Genomic DNA, 17,797 nt, shown 5'->3' with positions numbered 1-17,797 from the left:
CAAAAACACCTCGCCACTCAAAAAGCACGGCTGAAAAGACCGATGATTGATGGTCTTTTCAGCCGTTGCCGGGCAGTAAATGAAATGATTGTATCTATTTCACTTTTCCGCTTATGGAAACGCTACCACTCGAACATCTTTCTCAGCCAACGTAAAGGCTTATCATTTTCTTCACAGCGCTGTTTCCATGTATGGTCCGCATCCCATACCGGAAGTTTGAATTTATCATCACAGTCGAGGCTGAGCGCACCACGATGGTCTTTATCAAAGCCAATCATGGTAATGCCCTGCGGCCACGGTAAATGCAACACCTTCGGCACACGTTTTTGCAGATAATTGGCATACACATGTAAGGCCCCGCTCGCCCCGGTTAACCCGGTTGATGTATTATCATCCCGGCCAACCCAGATTGTGGTTACTTCGCGGCCATCGACACCGACAAACCAACTGTCCCGATAATCATTGGTAGTCCCGGTTTTACCGGCAAGCATTGCCCAGGAAAAACGATTGTGCAGATACCGTCCGGTGCCTTCAATCACACCCCGTTTCATCGCGTAAGTCGTTAACCAGGCAGCCTGCTGTGAGACGGCCTGCGTACTTTTAGGGATTGACTGGTACAGAACATTGCCGTCCAGATCGATCACCGAACGTAACGCAGATAACTTGGAGCGTCTGCCGGAGTTGGTGAGAGTCTGATACATTTGTGCCACCTCAATCGGGGTGAGTGAAAACGATCCTAAAAACATCGAAGGTACCGGACGAATTTCTTGTCCATCCACACCGAGATGAACCAGCGTATCGCTCACCTTTGGAATCCCCAGAGACATCCCCAACTGAATCGTTGGAATATTGATAGATTTTGCCAAAGCAAGATACAGAGGGACTTCACCGCGGAACTGATGATCATAATTCTGGGGGGTCCAGATATCTCCCCGATCCGATTTCAAACTCATCGGCTGATCATCCAGTGTCGTCGCCAGATTATATTTACCCGGCTCGTTCAATGCCGTCAGATAAATCGCTGGTTTCACCAGCGACCCGATTTGTCGCCGGCCATTGAGGACACGATTGAAGCCATCGAATCCGATCCGAACCCCACCGACCATGGCCCGGATTTCACCACTCTGGCGATCCACCGCAATTGCAGCAGCCTCCAAGCCTTTACCTAACTGTGGCACTTTCTTTTGCACCGCATCTTCAAGCTCAGACTGAGAGACCGGATCCAGCGTGGTAAAAACTCTCAATCCTTTGTCAGATTTAAACCGATCGCCTACCTTATCTTTCAATTCAATCGCCAGTTGCTGAAAATAAGCAGGCTGACGTCTGGCAATATGTGGATTTTTTTGAATATCTAACGGACGTTCCACGGCCTGAGCATACTGCCTTGCAGTCAGAATATCTTGTTGCAGCATCAGTTTCAGGACGAGGTCACGCCGTTCTGTAGCACGCTCGGGATAACGAACCGGATTATAATAAGATGGCCCTTTCACCATACCAACCAATAAAGCCAGTTGATCAATTCTCAATTCTTGCAATGGCTGACCGAAATACAAACGGGATGCGAGCCCAAAACCGTGTACTTCTTCGGCACCATTCTGCCCCAGATACACCTCATTCAGATAGGCTTCAAGAATCCGATCTTTACTGAAACGGTAGTCAATGATCAGTGCCATATAAGCTTCTTGCAGCTTTCTCACTAAGGTTCTCTGGCTGGAGAGAAAGATATTCTTCGCCAACTGTTGAGTCAGCGTACTGCCTCCCTGAACCGTCCGTCCTGCACGCACGTTAGCCACCAAAGCCCTGAGGATGGCAAAAGGCGAAACCCCTTCATGCTGATAAAAATTCCGGTCTTCCGTCGCCAGCAATGCGTCAATCATCACTTCCGGAAATTGCTCCCGACGTAAAAATAAACGCTGCTCTGTAATATTTTTCTCCAGCATCCCCAACATCTTCGGCTCCAGACGCAAGAAACCGATATCCTGATGTTTGTCTAATGACTGAATCCGGGTCAAACCATCATCATCAAAATAAAGCATCACATGTCGATCCGGTTCCGGGCCATCGGCAAACTCGAACGGACGGCGGATCAATTCAATCTTGGTTGAAGATGCCGAATACTCCCCGGCATAACGCGGCCGGGCAACTTTGCGATAATTCAATATATCCAGCTCATGCCGCAACGCATCCAAGCTGATATCATCACCGGGAGACATCGATAAAATTCGGGCATAGACAACGGTAGGGAGATCAAAAAGTTGGCCCTCAAATTTCTGACTGACAAGGTTATTCAGATAAACCCCGTAGAACGCAATCACAATGGCAAGCGTTAATCCGACTTTCCACCCGATGCGCCACAACTTACTAAACCACCCGGTGCGTTTAGCGGCCGTTTTGTTACTCGCGTTCTGCGCTTGTTTTGTCTCGGATGCGCGACGATCAGAACGTCGTCTCTTCTGCTGGTTTTTTTGACTACTCATTGAATTAATTATCGCTTCGTTTCTATCTCTGCTCTGAATGATTGGCAACTTTCGCTGCGATGTCACCGGTTCGCAGCTATGTTACCTGATGTCTTGGTGCATGAACATGGCCGGAGATCGTTCATCTTGTGTACTAAGCCTATGGTTTAATGTCAATTTGAACCACTTGGTTTGACACAATATTAACAGCCACGACATGTTTACTGACATCATTGACACTGACCACGCAATTGAAGCGATGCACCAGAGGCACGGCAGACATCGATGGGCATCAATTGAAGGCACCTTAAACATATCAGCCAACAGAGCTCTCTGAACCACTCAATCGCCACAACTCAATCCCCACAAAGAAACTGCTACAGATGTTTTTTTACTTTTCTGGTGGGTTGATGATTGGCAGGATCATCCGGCCACGGATGCTTCGGATATCGCCCTTTCATCTCTTTCTGCACTTCACGGTAGGCACCTTGCCAGAAAGCAGCCAAATCACGGGTAATTTGCAGTGGCCTCTGTGCCGGTGAAAGCAATTCAAGCACCAACGCAATTTGCCCCTGAGCAATCCGGGGAGAAGACTGTTCCCCGAACATTTCCTGTAATTTCACCGCCAGCACAGGCGCTTGTCCCTGTTGATAACGGATTGGATAACGAGAGCCCGTCGGCACAATATAATGCGTGGGCAACACATGATCGAGGCGCTGCTTCACCTCCCAACCGATACGCGCCTCAAGCGCTGCCACTAAATCAAGTTGCGCTAACGCCTTCAATGTTTTCATCCCTGCCATATAAGGCAGTAACCATTGCTCCGCTTCAGCAAGCAGAGTTTCATCATCCATTGCAGGCACACCTAACTCGGGTAACCACTCTCTCGCACACCGCGCCCGGGTCAGCAACGATTGAGCGTTTGAATGCCATGGCAAAATCGACAACCCTTGGCGGACCACGGCATTGAGTAACGCTTCAGCGGCTCTCGCAGGGTCGGGTTCCCCCAGCGATTGGCGCGCCAGAATGAGTTGCCCGCAGTACAGGCGCTTTTCTGCGGTCAACCGTCCTTTGTGATCGTCCCAATCGAGCCACTCTCGCCACTCGAATAAATGCGGCAGAACCTGTTGCAACATGGTTTGGTCAGCACGGACCGCCGAAAAAATCCGACTATCGCCCTGCTGCGTTTTGACAATGTCAGCCACCACTAATAAAGCTTCATCCGCCAATGGTTCATCTGGCAGCATCATCGCCCCCTGACCATTGGCTAATCGGTAACGGCTTGCCTGACCACGCGACAGAGCAATGCGATCGGGAAATCCCGCCGCCAATAACGGTGCAACCCATTCATGAGAGACCTCGAGCGGTTGAGAAGCACAATCGAGTTTTGCTAACAGCTGTTTCGCTCGTTTCAAGTAAGCCTGACGACGTGGCCAGGTTGCACTTTCGACTAAGTTCAGCTGAAAATGCAAATCAGGGTTATCGTATCCTCTTGGTGGTTCTTCGAGCAACGCGACTAACATTGCTGACGTAGCTGCAACCGGTGCACGATGTTGTTTGCCACGCCATAGCATTGCCCCGTGACGTGGCGCAACACCAAGCAGCGCAATCGCACTTCCCATTTCCGTCAGTCGTCCCTGTTCATCCATCGCGCCAAGCCGGGTTAATAACGCATTCGCTTGCTGCAGAGCCGACTCCGGCGGGCGGTCTAACCAGTGTAAATCCGCAGGTGAGCGACATCCCCACTGTGCAAGCTCCATCGCAAGTGACGTAAGATCAGCCCGTAAGATCTCCGGCTGTTGTGCTGCGGGCTGTCGGGACAGCATTTCCTCGCTATAAAGACGCAGGCAGATACCGGCTTCCAGTCGACCGGCTCGTCCGGCGCGCTGCTCAGCCGAGGCGCGCGAAATGCGCACAGACTCAAGTCGGCTAATTCCCGTTTTCGGATCCCATTGGGCAAGCCGTTCAAGCCCGCAATCGACCACCATGCGAATCCCTTCGATCGTCAGACTGGTTTCCGCAATATTGGTCGCCAGCACAACTTTTCGTTTTCCCGCCGGTGTCGGCGCAATTGCCTGCTGTTGCTGCTGAATAGATAGTTGACCATACAGCGGACAAACCAACACATTCTCACCCAATTGCCCGTCAAGCTGTTGGGCAAGGCGTTGAATCTCACCCACCCCGGGCAAAAAGACCAGCATGGAGCCGGGCTCACGCGAAAGCAAAGACGAGATTTCTTTCGCTGCGACCTCAATCAGCCGGCCTCCGGTCGCTGGATTGTTATAATGCAATTCAACCGGATAGCTGCGCCCTGTGGATTCAATATAACCGGCCGCTGGTAAAATGCTCCGTAACGCATCTCCATCCAGTGTGGCCGACATGATCAATAGTTTAAGATCATCTCGCAATGCCTCTTGAACTTCTAATGCCAGAGCCAGTGAGATGTCTGCATCTAAGTTTCGCTCATGAAACTCATCAAATATCAGTAAATCAATCCCTTTCAGTTCCGGATCGTGTTGCAGCATCCGGGTCATCACGCCTTCGGTCACGATCTCAAGTCGTGTTTGACGGCTCACTTGTGTTGTCCCCCGAACCCGAAGACCAATGGTTTCTCCGACCGACTCTCCCAGTTGCGAAGCCAGATAATTGGCAATATTCCGCGCAGCAAGTCTGCGTGGCTCCAACATGATGATTTTGCTGGCAATCATTCCCTGCTGAAGCAAAGCAAGCGGCAAACCGGTGGATTTTCCGGCACCGGGCGGTGCTTTCAAAATCACTTGTGGACAATCGGCAATCGCTGCCAGTAATTCAGCCAGAACGGCTTCGATCGGTAACTGAGATAACGCTGACGACTGTGACAAAACATCATCCTTATGATTAAATGAAGAAATTATTGTACCGAAAAAACGTGAATAAATGCAGTTTGCTCCTCTGTTAAGTCCCGCGGTCCTGCTGAAACGTTACAAACGTTTTCTGGCCGATATTCAATTGCCCGACGGCACGATCACCACCATTCACTGTGCCAATACCGGTGCGATGACCGGCTGTGCAACGCCCGGGGACACCGTCTGGTTTTCGCACTCGAATAACCCCAAACGCAAGTATCCTTGCAGCTGGGAACTGACGGAAACAACACACGGACACCGGATTTGTGTCAATACGATTCGAGCCAATACGCTGGCCTGTGAAGCGATACAATCCGGAGTCATCGAAGAACTTCAGGGATATGACACCTTACGTACCGAAGTGAAATACGGTCAGGAGAACAGCCGGATCGATATTCTCCTCAGCGCCGCCTCCCGGCCGGACTGCTATATCGAAGTAAAAAGTGTCACTTTACTTGAGTATTCTCCCCTAGATGCCAAACCATCCGGTCAGGGATACTTTCCGGATGCAGTCACGACTCGGGGACAAAAACATCTACGAGAGCTGATTGAAGTTGCTCGAAATGGAAAACGAGCCATACTTTTATTTGCTGTATTACACTCAGGGATTGAAAAAGTATCGGCCGCCCTCCATATAGACGCAACATATTCACGTTTGTTGGAAGAAGCACAAAAGGAAGGCGTGGAAGTCCTGTGTTACAAAGCAGAACTCTCCAAATATGAAATGAAACTTGTATCAAAGATAGAATGGATCAATGAATCGATAAAATATTGATATTGTCTGCACATTGATAACAAGTTTACAACGAGTGTTTGCCACCCCCTTTTCTTTCTGGTATAGATACCCGCCTTAAGTAGACTGCTCTCGCAGTTGACTAGGTGTTAGTAGGAGATGCTGTATGACAGAATCCAAAAAAAAATCGCTAGGCATCCTAGCCATCGCAGGTGTTGAGCCATATCAGGAACAACCAGGTGAAGAATATATGTCACCGGGCCAGATCGCTCATTTTACAAAGATTTTACAAGCTTGGCGTAACCAACTCCGAGAAGAAGTTGAGCGGACTGTCCATCATATGCAGGACGAAGCAGCGAATTTCCCGGATCCTGTCGATCGCGCATCTCAGGAAGAAGAGTTCAGCCTAGAGCTTCGTAATAGGGATAGAGAGCGTCGTTTAATCAAGAAAATCGAAAAAACACTGAACAAGATTGAAGAAGAAGACTTCGGTTTCTGTGAATCTTGTGGTGTTGAGATTGGTATTCGTCGTCTTGAAGCTCGTCCGACTGCTGATTTATGTATTGACTGTAAGACGCTGGCAGAAATCAAAGAAAGACAGATGCAAGGTTAAGCAAGTTCAATTATCCGATGAAATACAAACAAGGGAGCAACTGCTCCCTTGTTTGTTATTGCCGTCCGGTTCAAAATACGGCCATATCAAAACTTGGTAAGCGTCAATCACTGTATCATTTCAATACAATCGATGAACATGAGTAATTATATCGGGCGTTTTGCCCCATCTCCTTCCGGTCCGTTGCATTTTGGATCCCTGATTGCAGCATTAGGCAGCTATTTTCAGGCACGTGCTATGAATGGAGAATGGTTGGTCAGAATTGAAGACCTCGATCCACCACGAGAAATGCCCGGTGCAGCGGACCTAATTCTGCAAACCCTCGAAGCCTACGGTCTTCACTGGGATCGAACCGTCTGGTATCAGAGTCGTCGTCATCAAGCTTATCAAGCGCAAATTGAGCAGTGGCTCACTCAGGGTCAGGCGTACTATTGTCGTTGTACCCGTAAACAAATTAAAGCATCTGGAGGATACTACAACGGTGCCTGCCGTCATCGACACCTTGCCCCACAGCCCGGCTATGCCGTCCGCTTACGAGTGGATACGCCAATCACTCAGTTTTACGATGAAAAACATGGCAAAATTGAGATCCAGCTGGCGTTGGCGCAAGAAGATTTCACAATTAAACGCCGGGATGGCCTGTTTGCGTACAATCTGGCGGTAGTACTCGATGATATTGACCAAGGCATCACACAGGTTGTCCGCGGTGCAGATTTGATTGAGCCGACCGGACGCCAGATCAGCCTGTATCAACAACTGGGCCACCCACCGGTCAGTTATCTTCATTTACCGCTCGCTGTTGATCAAGCCGGGCATAAGCTCTCGAAACAGAATCATGCACCAGCAATTGATCGGAAAAACCCGCGGCCAACCCTGATTCAAGCCATGAAATTTCTCGGCTTTCAGCTACCAGTCGATATTGAGACTGCAGAACTGTCAGAAATTGTTGCTTGGGGCTGCCAAAACTGGCATATTCATCAACTCCCAGAGGCGCTTGAAATCACACGATGATTCTCAAATTGAGTCCAATAGGCTATGATTAGCCGCAAACTGACCCACAAAGACATTCTGTCAACAAAGACAACAAGGAGAGATTCTTATCCTTGTCTGATGCTCATGAATAAAAACGATATTACAGAACAAGCTCATCGCGTTTATCCGGATTTGACGCTAAACATCCTCACGCGACAAGAGCACAAAATTTCTCGCAAACAAATCAGCGAGAGTGCACTTAAAGTGCTGTACCGACTGCAAAGTTCAGGCTATGACGCCTATCTTGTCGGTGGCGGTGTCCGTGATCTTTTGCTGGGGGAATCCCCGAAAGATTTCGACATTACAACCAATGCGACTCCTGAACAGGTTCGTAAGCTTTTTCGCAACTGCCGTTTGATCGGCCGACGTTTCCGCCTCGCCCATGTAATGTTCGGGCGTGAAATTGTCGAGGTCGCCACATTCCGTGGCCATCATCAGGAAAACGACCATCAGAAATCGAGTCAGTCTGAAGCAGGAATGCTGCTCCGAGACAACGTCTACGGCACCATCGACGAAGATGCCGAACGGCGTGATTTCACCGTCAATGCCATGTACTACAATATCGCGGATTACACGATCCATGATTATGCCGGTGGCATTGAAGATATTGAAGATCGGCTGATCCGTCTGATTGGCGATCCGCAAACCCGTTACCGTGAAGATCCGGTACGGATGTTGAGAGCGGTTCGCTTTGCAGTCAAACTTGATTTCGATATCGAAGAAGAGACGGCTGCGCCTATCGAAGAACTGGCACCGTTGTTACAGGACATTCCGTCTGCACGACTCTATGAAGAGTCGCTGAAAATGCTGCAAACCGGATATGGTCTGGAAACATACCATCAGATGCGGCAGTACAACTTGTTCCAGCAACTGTTCCCGATGATCTCAGCCTATTTTACCGAAGATCACAGCTCCCCGACGGAAAAGATGCTTGATCTGGCACTCGATTCGACCGACCAGAGAATCGAGGAAGGGAAAAGAATCAATCCGGCATTTATGTTTGCTGCGATTCTCTGGTATCCGATGATTCATTTGGCCGAAACATTTATGGAATCCAAAAACCTCTGTTATTACGATGCCGTGATGGAGGCAGGTAACAAAATATTGGATCAATTGGTCAAAACAGTCGCCATTCCAAGACGCCATACCGCCACCATCCGTGATATCTGGCAGCTACAGCTGCGTTTCCCGCGCCGTCATGGCAAACGGGCTTTCCGTTTACTGGACATCAATAAATTCCGTGCCGGTTTCGACTTCTTAACGATGAGAGGTATCGTCGAAGAGGGTGAAACGCAAGAACTCGCCCTGTGGTGGGAAACATTCCAGAATGCCGGAAAGAATATGCGTCAAGCGATGGTCAATGACATCGGCCGAGTCAATTCCAAAAAAGCGAAAGCGCGCCAACGTCAAACGGGACAGAAAAAAAGCAAACAGGATGTGTCATGATCACAGTTTATATTGCGATCGGAAGTAATATGGCACAGCCGGACCAACAGGCTCGGCAAGCGATTCAGGCATTACAACATCTGCCTGAATCGGAATTTATTCAAGCTTCTCAATTATACAGCAGTACACCCATGGGGCCGACGGATCAACCGGACTATATCAATGCTGTCATTGAGATCAAAACGCATTTAAAACCACTTGAATTATTAGATCATACACAAGCGATCGAACTGAGTCAGGGACGGGTGCGAAAAGAGCAACGTTGGGGCCCGAGAACGTTGGATCTCGATATTCTCTTATATGGTCATATGGTGATCAATTCTGAGCGACTGGTGATTCCTCACTATGGCATGAAAGAACGAGAATTCGTGCTATACCCGCTGGCTGAAATCGCACCTCAGTTAATTCTCCCGGATGGAACTGAGCTGAATCGATTGCTTCAACAAGTTGATCAAAATGGACTCACGATTTGGCACCCGCCTGCCGACGTCTCGTAAGGATGATGACCGATGAAAAAAATTACGATTAATAATTTGATGCGCTGGAAACAGGAAGGCCGTAAATTTGCGTCCGTAACCGCCTACGATGCCAGTTTCGCACAACTTTTCGAGAGCCAGAATATGCCAGTGTTACTGGTCGGTGACTCTCTGGGAATGGTTCTGCAAGGCCGGACAGATACTCTGCCCGTAACAATTGAAGAAATGGCCTACCACACGCGGTGCGTCAGAGCCGGCAGCCCTAATTCACTCTTAATGGCTGATATGCCATTTATGAGCTATGCCACCCCACTCCAAGCATGTGAAAATGCTGCCAAGCTCATGCAGGCCGGTGCAAACATGGTCAAAATTGAAGGTGGTCACTGGCTGGTGGAAACGGTGAAGATGCTGACTGAACGAGCAGTCCCAGTTTGTGCACATTTAGGCCTGACACCACAATCGGTGAACATTTTCGGTGGCTATAAAATACAAGGACGAGAAGAACAGCAAGCCGAACAGATGTTACATGATGCACAGGCATTGCAAGATGCCGGTGCACAAATCGTGTTACTGGAGTGCGTCCCCAGCAAGCTGGCAGCCCGGATTACCCAAGCGCTCGATATTCCGGTGATCGGTATCGGTGCCGGTGCTGATACCGATGGTCAGGTACTGGTCATGCACGATATGCTTGGAATTTCGGCCAACTACATGCCTAAGTTCTCAAAAAACTTTTTAGCGGAGACTGGCGATATCCATCAAGCGGTCGCCAAATACATGGAAGATGTGGAACATGGTATTTTTCCTGATGAAGAACACACCATTGCCTAATACAGTATTACTAGGCCAAATATTGCCTAAAGCACCCTTGTCGGAAGGAGCAATTCATGCAGACTTACACTGATATCTCAGCGCTCAAAGCGCAGGTTAAACAGTACAAGCGTGATGGCCATACCATTGGTTTTGTCCCGACCATGGGGAATCTGCATGAAGGTCATTTAACGCTGGTACGTAAAGCCAAAGCACTGGCCGATGTTGTCATTGTCAGTATTTTCGTCAATCCAATGCAATTTGATAAAGCGGAAGACCTCACCAACTACCCGCGGACGTTGGATGAAGACTTGGCCAAGTTGACTCAAGAGGGTGTCGCGCTAGTCTTCACACCTTCGGCCGATATCATGTATCCGGAAGGATTGGATAAGCAGACATTTGTCGAAGTGCCCGGGCTTTCTCATATATTGGAAGGTCATTCGCGCCCCGGTCATTTTCGTGGTGTCTCAACCATCGTGACCAAACTATTCCATATCGTACAACCTGATATTGCCTGTTTTGGTGAAAAAGATTACCAACAACTGGCACTGATCCGTCAGATGGTGATTGATCTCTGCTTTGATATTGAGATAGTCGGTGTCCCGACGATCCGGGAAGCCGACGGTTTGGCGATGAGTTCACGCAATAATCTGCTGACGCTGGATGAACGTCAGCGTGCGCCGGTGTTAGCCAGAACCATGCGCTGGATTAGTAGTGCCATTCGAGGGGGACGGACTGATTTCGATTCCATTGTTGAAGATGCCATTGATCAGCTCAGAGCCGCAGATCTGGAGCCGGACGAAATCTTTATTCGCGATGCCCGTACCCTTCTGCCGGTGACAGAAACCAGCAAACAGGCCGTTATCCTCATGTCAGCCTTTATGGGCAAAGTTCGCCTGATTGATAATCAGGTTGTCGATCTGACCCGGGAAGGCAAAGAAGCAAGCAAAAATATCAGCGAAACAGAGAACAACGAGAGCGATAACTAATCTCGCGCGTCATCCCGACCGAAGACAGCAAGCTCAAACGGCTGTCTTCGGTATCACTACTTTGCTTGATATGCTGCAGATTAACGTATTTTCCCTCCCAGAGCCTCAACCACTTCTCGCAGCCGCTCCAGTAATTGCGCCTGACCAAATCGATGGATTTCAGGCGTCAGTCCCGAGACACTGATCGCATAATTGGCAACCTGATCGGTTTCCAGCGGCACGGCAATACAGGTAATCCCTGATTCATTCCCTTCCCCGTCAACCGCAAATCCTTGCTGTTTGATCTGTACCAGTTCCCGGTAAAAATCATTCTCCGTATGGATTTCAGCCTGACCGAAATGGCGAAAACTCGCCAGATCATGACTGTGACTCTGCCAATATTTCTGCTGTTCATCTTGGGGAAAATAGGATAAAACCACTTTACCGCAAGCGGAATGCAACAGTGATGATGCCAATCCGGCATGAGCATTGGTGTGAAAAAGCGAATTTTTCGGCTCTTCTTTTTTCAACAGAATAACTTTATCAAAATCACGCCGCTGTAAATTGACCGTAAACCCGGTACGTTCAGCAAGCTCCGCCATATAGGGTGCGGCTTCCGCAACAAACGCATCATGATGGATCACTGAATAACCTAAGGTGATCATCTTGGTCGTCAGACAGTATTTGCCACTGTCTGCCTGACGGAGATAACCACACTGACACAGGCATTTACAGATTCTGTGTACCGTTGTTTTCGGATACTGTATCACCTTGCACAAAGCATCAAGGCTCATTCCATCCGAGGCGGCAGCAACAGTTTCCAGAACTTCAAAGGTTTTATGTACTGATTGCATAGTGACTCAATAGTGTTTGCAGCTTCCGCCACACTTCAATTTCCAATGACGATAAAATACCGTGTTGCGTATCAATAGATAGTGTATTTTCTCAAAACCATGCGTTCGATATAAAAATGGTGACCCGAAGCTCTGAATCAAGCCGGATACTTCAGCTTAATCACCACTTTACGAACCTGTGATGTCGTGGTGACCGAGAGATTCGGCATATGGGCTGTTCTCGGTGGAAACAGATAAAATTGATCATGCGACATGGTCTGATAAGAGAGAGTTACGAGTTGCGGATCAAAAAAACAGATATCGCGTTGCGAATCATAATGATACTCCTGCGATAACTGCTGGTGTTGGGTATCAGTCAACTCAGCCCAGCCAAACTGCTCTTCTCCCTGAATAATAAACTGAACATCACAATATTTGTGATGAAATTCAGGGCCAACCGGGCTCTCTGCCGTCGTTTGATAATCGAGGATCATAAAGAAAGCATCGTCCTGCTCGATCCCGGGAATAGTATGCCGACCGGATTCAAGCGCATTCAAATCTTGTGAAACAACATAATCAATCGCCCGAACAAATAGCGCAGGTAACAAAGCCCGATAATCCGAGGCATGAAAATGACAAGCGAGCATAGTAATTCCTTATAATTCTGCCAATTCCTGACAGTTGAGATCGATAGCATAAACCGAAGTCGATGCCGTGATATAGAGCGTACTTTCATCATGATTCAGCGTACAGTTGGAAACCGTCTCCGGTACAGGAATACATCCCACCAGCACCATCTCACGATTCAGCACTAAAACCCCTTCAGACGAACTGCAATAGAGCGTCCCGAAACGGTCCATGGTCATCCCATCGGGGATGCCATGTTCCACTTGATAAACCAAACGTCCTTGAGATAACAATTTTCCATGTACATCAAAGGCTTTCAAGTGTTTTAATCCCTGCGTCGGAAAATCAACAATCGACATGTCCGCCACGTACAAGGTTTTCTCATCGGGAGAAAAAACCAGACCATTTGGCCGCTGGATATCAGTCGATGCAATCGTCAATGACTGATCATCCGGGTCATAACAGTAGATATAACATCCAATCATCTGACTTTCCGATTTATATCCCTCAACATCACTGATGATGCCGTATGGCGGGTCCGTAAACCAAATCGTCCCATCCGAACGACGCTCAACCACATCATTCGGTGAGTTGAGCCGTTTGCCATCATACTTATCAACCAGAATTTTGGCGAGTGCCAGATTATCTTTAGGTCGGATCGACAGACAGCGTCGCCCGTGTTCGCATGTCACTACATCTCCGTTGGCCAGTGAGTAGTTGCCATTGGCAAAATGCGAGTAATCCGTGACGAGTTCCGTCTCGTGAGAGTCGGGATGATAAAGATAGAGCGCATTCTTCTTTACATCCGAAAACAGCAGCTGATCGGAGTGCTGCAACCATGCAGCCCCCTCACACCAAATATGCCCGCCACTGACTTGACGCAGTGGCGACAACAAGGCCTGTTCAAACGACATATTCACCTCGCTCAGTTGATTTGCCAAGACGCTTTGTAATAATCCCGATAACCATTTTCCGGATCATATAAATTGCGATCCCCGCCAGCTTGATGAATATTCTCTGCCGTGACTAAGTGCGCGGGAGTCACATAACCGCTGATGGGCTGATCATGGAACAGTCGGTTCAGTTCATCGATTAACTGCCATCCATGCAGATTTAACGGTTCGGCGACCGTTGCGACCTGAAAATCACCATTACGAATGCGCTCAAATGCGGACTCACTGCCATCTCCGGCAGAGATATTATACGGGCCTTCACCTTTTTTCTTACCGGACAGCGAACGAAGCGCCGGAGCCATGTAGTCAAAATAGAGGTCATTGATTGCAAGGGTATAGTTGTATTTATCACCATATTTCTGAACTAATGAGAACGTGAGTGGCGGAATCCGGGCGGATGTATTCGCCAGTGGCGTATCTTCATAACTCAGCACCGAGCATCCGGTACATTTTTCAATATAAGATTTCATCACATCGGCTTTGCGGACCGCGATACTGTACAAACCATCGGTCAGAATCACGACATTCGCATGACCATCGGATTTGGCAATCGCGTACATGGCGGATACTTTAGCCACATCATCAGCCGAACTGGTGATGTTATCTTCAATATAAAGTTGCTGAATCGGTCCGGGCTCAGGTGTCGCATGCCAACTGACAATCCGAATCCCCAGCTTGTGTGCCTGACGCAAGGTCGGAATCATCGTATTAGGGGTGAATCCGCCAATAACAATACCATCCGGCTGCAATGCAATCGCTTGCTTCAAGGCGGAAGACTGTGATGGCACACTGCCGGCCCCATCCAGCACTCGCACCTGCCAGCCTATAACTTTAGCTGCTTCCTGATAGCCTTTCATTACGCCTAAAACACCGCTGTTTTTCAGATCTGAAGCGATAAAAATAACGGTCTTATCTTTGACTGCCGCCGGTCCTTTCGGCAGTGAAAAAGCAGAAGCACTGTCGGTTGATGCCTGTTGGACAACCTGTTTTGCCATCTCAACATAATCAGATGCCTCATCAGCAAGCACTGGTAGAGTTAATGCAGTACCGATCACTATGGCTAGTAGTTTGAATCGTCTTTTCATTATTTCACCTTCACATTATTTTTGGTTGCGGTTTGTTTACGTTTTTGGCTAAAGCCAGCCAAAGTGATGGAAATTAACAGAATCGCGCCATTGAAGAGCGGCTCGACAAAGAATGGAGTGCCCCATTGCTGGAGACCGGAGATCCCGACACTGACCAGAGAAACACCGATCAGGGTGCCCCAGACGTTAACCCGCCCGGCACGAAAGGTGGTTGAGCCTAGAAATGCCCCGACCAAAGCCGGTAACATGTAGTCTTGCCCTACGGAAGAAGAGCCGATCCCGATATGAGAGGCCAATAAAACACTGGCAAAAGCGATCAACCCATCCGAGACTACATAAGCCCCGATGTAACAAGAAGTGGTATTGATGCCATTTAAGGTTGCAGTATTCGGATTCGCACCAACTGCATAAAGTTTGCGTCCCAAAGCGGTATATTCAGTCACTAGCCAAAGCAACAGCGTAATCGCGAGTAGGTAAAAAACGATGATCGGAATACCTGCCATTTCATAACCGCTGAACTGATAGAAACTCTCCGGCAATACCCCCACAATCTGACGGCCACCGGTGTGCCATAGTGATACGGCATAGATCACGGTCCCGGTACCTAACGTTGCTACAAAAGAATCAATATCGGCCAATGCCACCAACATGCCGTTAAATGCACCATAGAGACATCCACACAGCACGACAATCAATGCCGCAGCTTCCCAGGAAAATCCATACCGTTGCTGTAACGTAATCACAAAGACATGCCAGAATGTTACGCCGAACCCGACGTTCAGGTTCATTTTGCCGGTGATCATGGTCACCATCGCCGCTAAAGCCAGAATGGCAACAACGCTCTTTTCACTCAAAATCGCCTGTAACGTCAGCATGGAAAAGAAGGTGTCGGTCGTCAGACTAAACAAAAGGATTAAAAATATCGTCAATAGCAATAATCCATAACGCATTGCGATCTGAGTGATGAAATTCCCAATCCCCAAAGAGAGGGTCACATCCGTCTCTAATGCGGTCGATTTAATATTAGACGTCGCCATGTTCGCCCTCTCCTACTTTTGAACCTGATGCATACTTCAATAAATTAGCCACCGTCACTTGCTGCTCCGTCAGCTCTTTCACCACTTTTCCCCGGTTAAACACCAAGGCACGATTCGAAATATTCACCACCTCTTCAAAATCACTGGAAATAACAATCACAGACAACCCCTGACGAATGGACTCGCGCATGATCCGATAGATTTCAGAGCGAGCACCAATATCAACGCCAGCCGTGGGATTATCCAAAATGACAATCGGTTTATTCAGATTGAACCAACGCGCCAGAATCACTTTTTGCTGATTGCCGCCACTCATCGAACTGATCGCAATATCAGGATCCATCGGGCGAACGTCATATTGTTTCATTGCTTCAAGCGTGTTGCGGTACTCTTGCTGCTTTGACAGGAATGTCAGATAACCCGCACCGCGAATGGTCGGATTTAAGTTGAGGTTTTCCAGTGCACTCATGGTGCCGCAAATACTCTCTTTGACTCGATCAGCGGCCACCATGGCAAATCCACTACGAATACTTTTAGCCGGAGAGCTGATATCGGCCTTTTTCCCCCGAATCCACACCTCACCGGATTTGATATTGAGACAGCCAAACAACGCCTGCCCAATCGCTTCCTGCCCGGCATTGCGCAGACCAACCAAAGCAACCAGCTCCCCATGACGTAAAGTCATATTGAACGGTTCCAAATCGCCGAGTTGCAGATGTCGCACTTGCAAAATATCATCCTGCTCCGGTCGGAGCGGAGTACGATAATTCATCTCTTTTTGCGAACCGACGATCAACGTGACCAGATCATCAATGGTGTAGTCACTGACCAGTCCGGAGCCCACTAAGCGGCCATCCCGTAAAACGACAACGTCATCGCAAATATCATGTATTTCATCCAGCCGGTGAGAGACATAGATCATCCCGACCCCCTGCGCTTTCAGACGTTTCAAAACCTGAAACATCCGGCCGACATCACTGGCAACGAGAGAAGCCGTCGGTTCATCTAAGATCAAAACCTCCGCATCAGCGACCAAGGCTCTTGCGATGGCCAGTAATGATTTTTCTGCCGCACTTAAGTTAAAAATACGCTCAGACGATTTCACATCTAACCCGACTAAATCCAGCACTTGCTGCGCTTTTTCCTCTGCGGCTTTCCAGTTGATCATGCCCCAGCGTTTCGGGAACCCCAGTGTTAAACCGATGTTCTCTGCAACCGTCATCCATTCGATCAAACCAAGATCTTGATGAATAAAAGCAATCGGTACTTTATCGGCTGACGCCAAATGGGCTGCATCTTCAATCAATTCCCCTTTAAAGCGAATCTCACCGGAGGTTTTTTTATGAATACCGGCCAGTGTTTTAATCAAAGTCGACTTTCCGGCACCGTTTTCTCCAAGGAGCGCCACACAACGCCCGGGGTGAACATGGAAAGAAGCAGACTCCAAGGCAACAAAATTAAAGAATCGCTTGGTTAACCGATCAATCGAGAGCAGGCTTCCTTGTGGATTGTTGAGCACTTCCATAGATACCTCATGATGATATGACTGTTTCGCGGGATATCAGCTCACGATCAATCACGCCAAATATTCCATATTGTGGAACTATATTATTTTAAATTCCAAATTACGATATAGCGTTTTCGATGCTTAAAAAGTGAGCAAGATCGGTATTTGATAGGGATGCCGTTTGTTTTTGATATTTCAGTGAATTAGATCACATTCGAGATCAATCCGGTTGCTGCCGGGTGTCACCGTCGAATGTCATCATTGAGCGGAGTGAAAATAGGGCGCGTTGACACGCGCCCTATCAGTGATTCAATCGGGAAGAGTGACGAATAGAAAACC

General features: G+C 48.4%; 15 protein-coding genes. 7 read left to right on the top strand and 8 right to left on the bottom strand.

Annotated elements, in window-relative coordinates:
* Nucleotides 1-122 precede the first annotated feature (122 nt).
* Nucleotides 123-2,477, bottom strand: a complete 2,355-nt coding sequence (gene mrcB, locus AC55NX_RS03940; protein WP_496994549.1) for a penicillin-binding protein 1B — start codon at nucleotides 2,475-2,477, stop codon at nucleotides 123-125.
* A gap of 356 nt (nucleotides 2,478-2,833) precedes the next feature.
* A complete protein-coding gene (gene hrpB / locus AC55NX_RS03935; RefSeq protein ID WP_496994548.1) occupies nucleotides 2,834-5,317 on the bottom strand; it encodes an ATP-dependent helicase HrpB in 2,484 nt (827 codons plus the stop codon).
* A 55-nt stretch (nucleotides 5,318-5,372) separates the two neighbouring features.
* Between hrpB and sfsA the strand changes: the two genes are divergently transcribed.
* The 7 genes from sfsA (at nucleotide 5,373) to panC (ending at nucleotide 11,437) form a co-directional block, all read left to right on the top strand.
* On the top strand, nucleotides 5,373-6,116 hold the full coding sequence (gene sfsA / locus AC55NX_RS03930) for a DNA/RNA nuclease SfsA (protein WP_496994547.1): 744 nt from the start codon (nucleotides 5,373-5,375) through the stop codon (nucleotides 6,114-6,116).
* A gap of 124 nt (nucleotides 6,117-6,240) precedes the next feature.
* On the top strand, nucleotides 6,241-6,687 hold the full coding sequence (dksA, locus tag AC55NX_RS03925; RefSeq protein ID WP_059119941.1) for an RNA polymerase-binding protein DksA: 447 nt from the start codon (nucleotides 6,241-6,243) through the stop codon (nucleotides 6,685-6,687).
* 138 nt (nucleotides 6,688-6,825) lie between these two features.
* Nucleotides 6,826-7,698: a tRNA glutamyl-Q(34) synthetase GluQRS gene (gene gluQRS / locus AC55NX_RS03920; protein ID WP_496994546.1), complete on the top strand. Its 873-nt coding sequence runs from the start codon at nucleotides 6,826-6,828 to the stop codon at nucleotides 7,696-7,698.
* Nucleotides 7,699-7,797: 99 nt separating this feature from the next.
* Complete coding sequence (gene pcnB, locus AC55NX_RS03915) at nucleotides 7,798-9,165, top strand: polynucleotide adenylyltransferase PcnB (RefSeq protein WP_496994648.1); 1,368 nt, start codon at nucleotides 7,798-7,800, stop codon at nucleotides 9,163-9,165.
* Nucleotides 9,162-9,662 carry a 2-amino-4-hydroxy-6-hydroxymethyldihydropteridine diphosphokinase gene (gene folK / locus AC55NX_RS03910; RefSeq protein WP_496994545.1) on the top strand — a complete coding sequence of 167 codons (501 nt, stop codon included), beginning with the start codon at nucleotides 9,162-9,164 and terminating at the stop codon, nucleotides 9,660-9,662. Before pcnB ends, folK begins: the two co-directional genes overlap by 4 nt.
* Nucleotides 9,663-9,674: 12 nt before the next feature.
* A complete protein-coding gene (gene panB / locus AC55NX_RS03905; RefSeq protein ID WP_496994544.1) occupies nucleotides 9,675-10,469 on the top strand; it encodes a 3-methyl-2-oxobutanoate hydroxymethyltransferase in 795 nt (264 codons plus the stop codon).
* 56 nt (nucleotides 10,470-10,525) lie between these two features.
* Nucleotides 10,526-11,437 (top strand): pantoate--beta-alanine ligase, encoded by a 912-nt coding sequence (gene panC, locus AC55NX_RS03900; protein WP_496994543.1) that lies wholly within the window; start codon nucleotides 10,526-10,528, stop codon nucleotides 11,435-11,437.
* 80 nt (nucleotides 11,438-11,517) lie between these two features.
* Here panC and AC55NX_RS03895 read toward each other — a convergent pair whose 3' ends face one another.
* The 6 genes from AC55NX_RS03895 to AC55NX_RS03870 form a co-directional block, all read right to left on the bottom strand.
* Nucleotides 11,518-12,270, bottom strand: a complete 753-nt coding sequence (locus tag AC55NX_RS03895) for an IclR family transcriptional regulator (RefSeq protein WP_496994542.1) — start codon at nucleotides 12,268-12,270, stop codon at nucleotides 11,518-11,520.
* 137 nt (nucleotides 12,271-12,407) lie between these two features.
* Entirely contained in the window at nucleotides 12,408-12,896 is a 489-nt protein-coding gene (locus tag AC55NX_RS03890; protein ID WP_496994541.1) for a NanQ anomerase/TabA/YiaL family protein, read from the bottom strand.
* A 9-nt stretch (nucleotides 12,897-12,905) separates the two neighbouring features.
* Nucleotides 12,906-13,790, bottom strand: a complete 885-nt coding sequence (locus AC55NX_RS03885) for an SMP-30/gluconolactonase/LRE family protein (RefSeq protein ID WP_496994540.1) — start codon at nucleotides 13,788-13,790, stop codon at nucleotides 12,906-12,908.
* Between the two features lie 11 nt (nucleotides 13,791-13,801).
* Nucleotides 13,802-14,914 (bottom strand): substrate-binding domain-containing protein, encoded by a 1,113-nt coding sequence (locus AC55NX_RS03880; RefSeq protein ID WP_059119932.1) that lies wholly within the window; start codon nucleotides 14,912-14,914, stop codon nucleotides 13,802-13,804.
* Complete coding sequence (locus AC55NX_RS03875; RefSeq protein ID WP_059119931.1) at nucleotides 14,914-15,951, bottom strand: ABC transporter permease; 1,038 nt, start codon at nucleotides 15,949-15,951, stop codon at nucleotides 14,914-14,916. The genes AC55NX_RS03880 and AC55NX_RS03875 overlap by 1 nt, the downstream gene beginning before the upstream one ends.
* Complete coding sequence (locus tag AC55NX_RS03870) at nucleotides 15,938-17,476, bottom strand: sugar ABC transporter ATP-binding protein (RefSeq protein ID WP_496994539.1); 1,539 nt, start codon at nucleotides 17,474-17,476, stop codon at nucleotides 15,938-15,940. The genes AC55NX_RS03875 and AC55NX_RS03870 overlap by 14 nt, the downstream gene beginning before the upstream one ends.
* Nucleotides 17,477-17,797: the final 321 nt, after the last annotated feature.

The organism is Vibrio rubrogenes (assembly GCF_059641415.1).
This window is presented reverse-complemented; position numbering and strand designations above follow the sequence as displayed.

Bases quoted from the DNA above. Each gene is read 5' to 3' on its own strand.
- mrcB (WP_496994549.1), bottom strand. From the start codon at position 2,477: ATGAGTAGTCAAAAAAACCAGCAGAAGAGACGACGTTCTGATCGTCGC.
- sfsA (WP_496994547.1), top strand. From the start codon at position 5,373: ATGCAGTTTGCTCCTCTGTTAAGTCCCGCGGTCCTGCTGAAACGTTAC.
- dksA (WP_059119941.1), top strand. From the start codon at position 6,241: ATGACAGAATCCAAAAAAAAATCGCTAGGCATCCTAGCCATCGCAGGT.
- gluQRS (WP_496994546.1), top strand. From the start codon at position 6,826: ATGAGTAATTATATCGGGCGTTTTGCCCCATCTCCTTCCGGTCCGTTG.
- pcnB (WP_496994648.1), top strand. From the start codon at position 7,798: ATGCTCATGAATAAAAACGATATTACAGAACAAGCTCATCGCGTTTAT.
- folK (WP_496994545.1), top strand. From the start codon at position 9,162: ATGATCACAGTTTATATTGCGATCGGAAGTAATATGGCACAGCCGGAC.
- panB (WP_496994544.1), top strand. From the start codon at position 9,675: ATGAAAAAAATTACGATTAATAATTTGATGCGCTGGAAACAGGAAGGC.
- panC (WP_496994543.1), top strand. From the start codon at position 10,526: ATGCAGACTTACACTGATATCTCAGCGCTCAAAGCGCAGGTTAAACAG.
- AC55NX_RS03895 (WP_496994542.1), bottom strand. From the start codon at position 12,270: ATGCAATCAGTACATAAAACCTTTGAAGTTCTGGAAACTGTTGCTGCC.
- AC55NX_RS03890 (WP_496994541.1), bottom strand. From the start codon at position 12,896: ATGCTCGCTTGTCATTTTCATGCCTCGGATTATCGGGCTTTGTTACCT.
- AC55NX_RS03885 (WP_496994540.1), bottom strand. From the start codon at position 13,790: ATGTCGTTTGAACAGGCCTTGTTGTCGCCACTGCGTCAAGTCAGTGGC.
- AC55NX_RS03880 (WP_059119932.1), bottom strand. From the start codon at position 14,914: ATGAAAAGACGATTCAAACTACTAGCCATAGTGATCGGTACTGCATTA.
- AC55NX_RS03875 (WP_059119931.1), bottom strand. From the start codon at position 15,951: ATGGCGACGTCTAATATTAAATCGACCGCATTAGAGACGGATGTGACC.
- AC55NX_RS03870 (WP_496994539.1), bottom strand. From the start codon at position 17,476: ATGGAAGTGCTCAACAATCCACAAGGAAGCCTGCTCTCGATTGATCGG.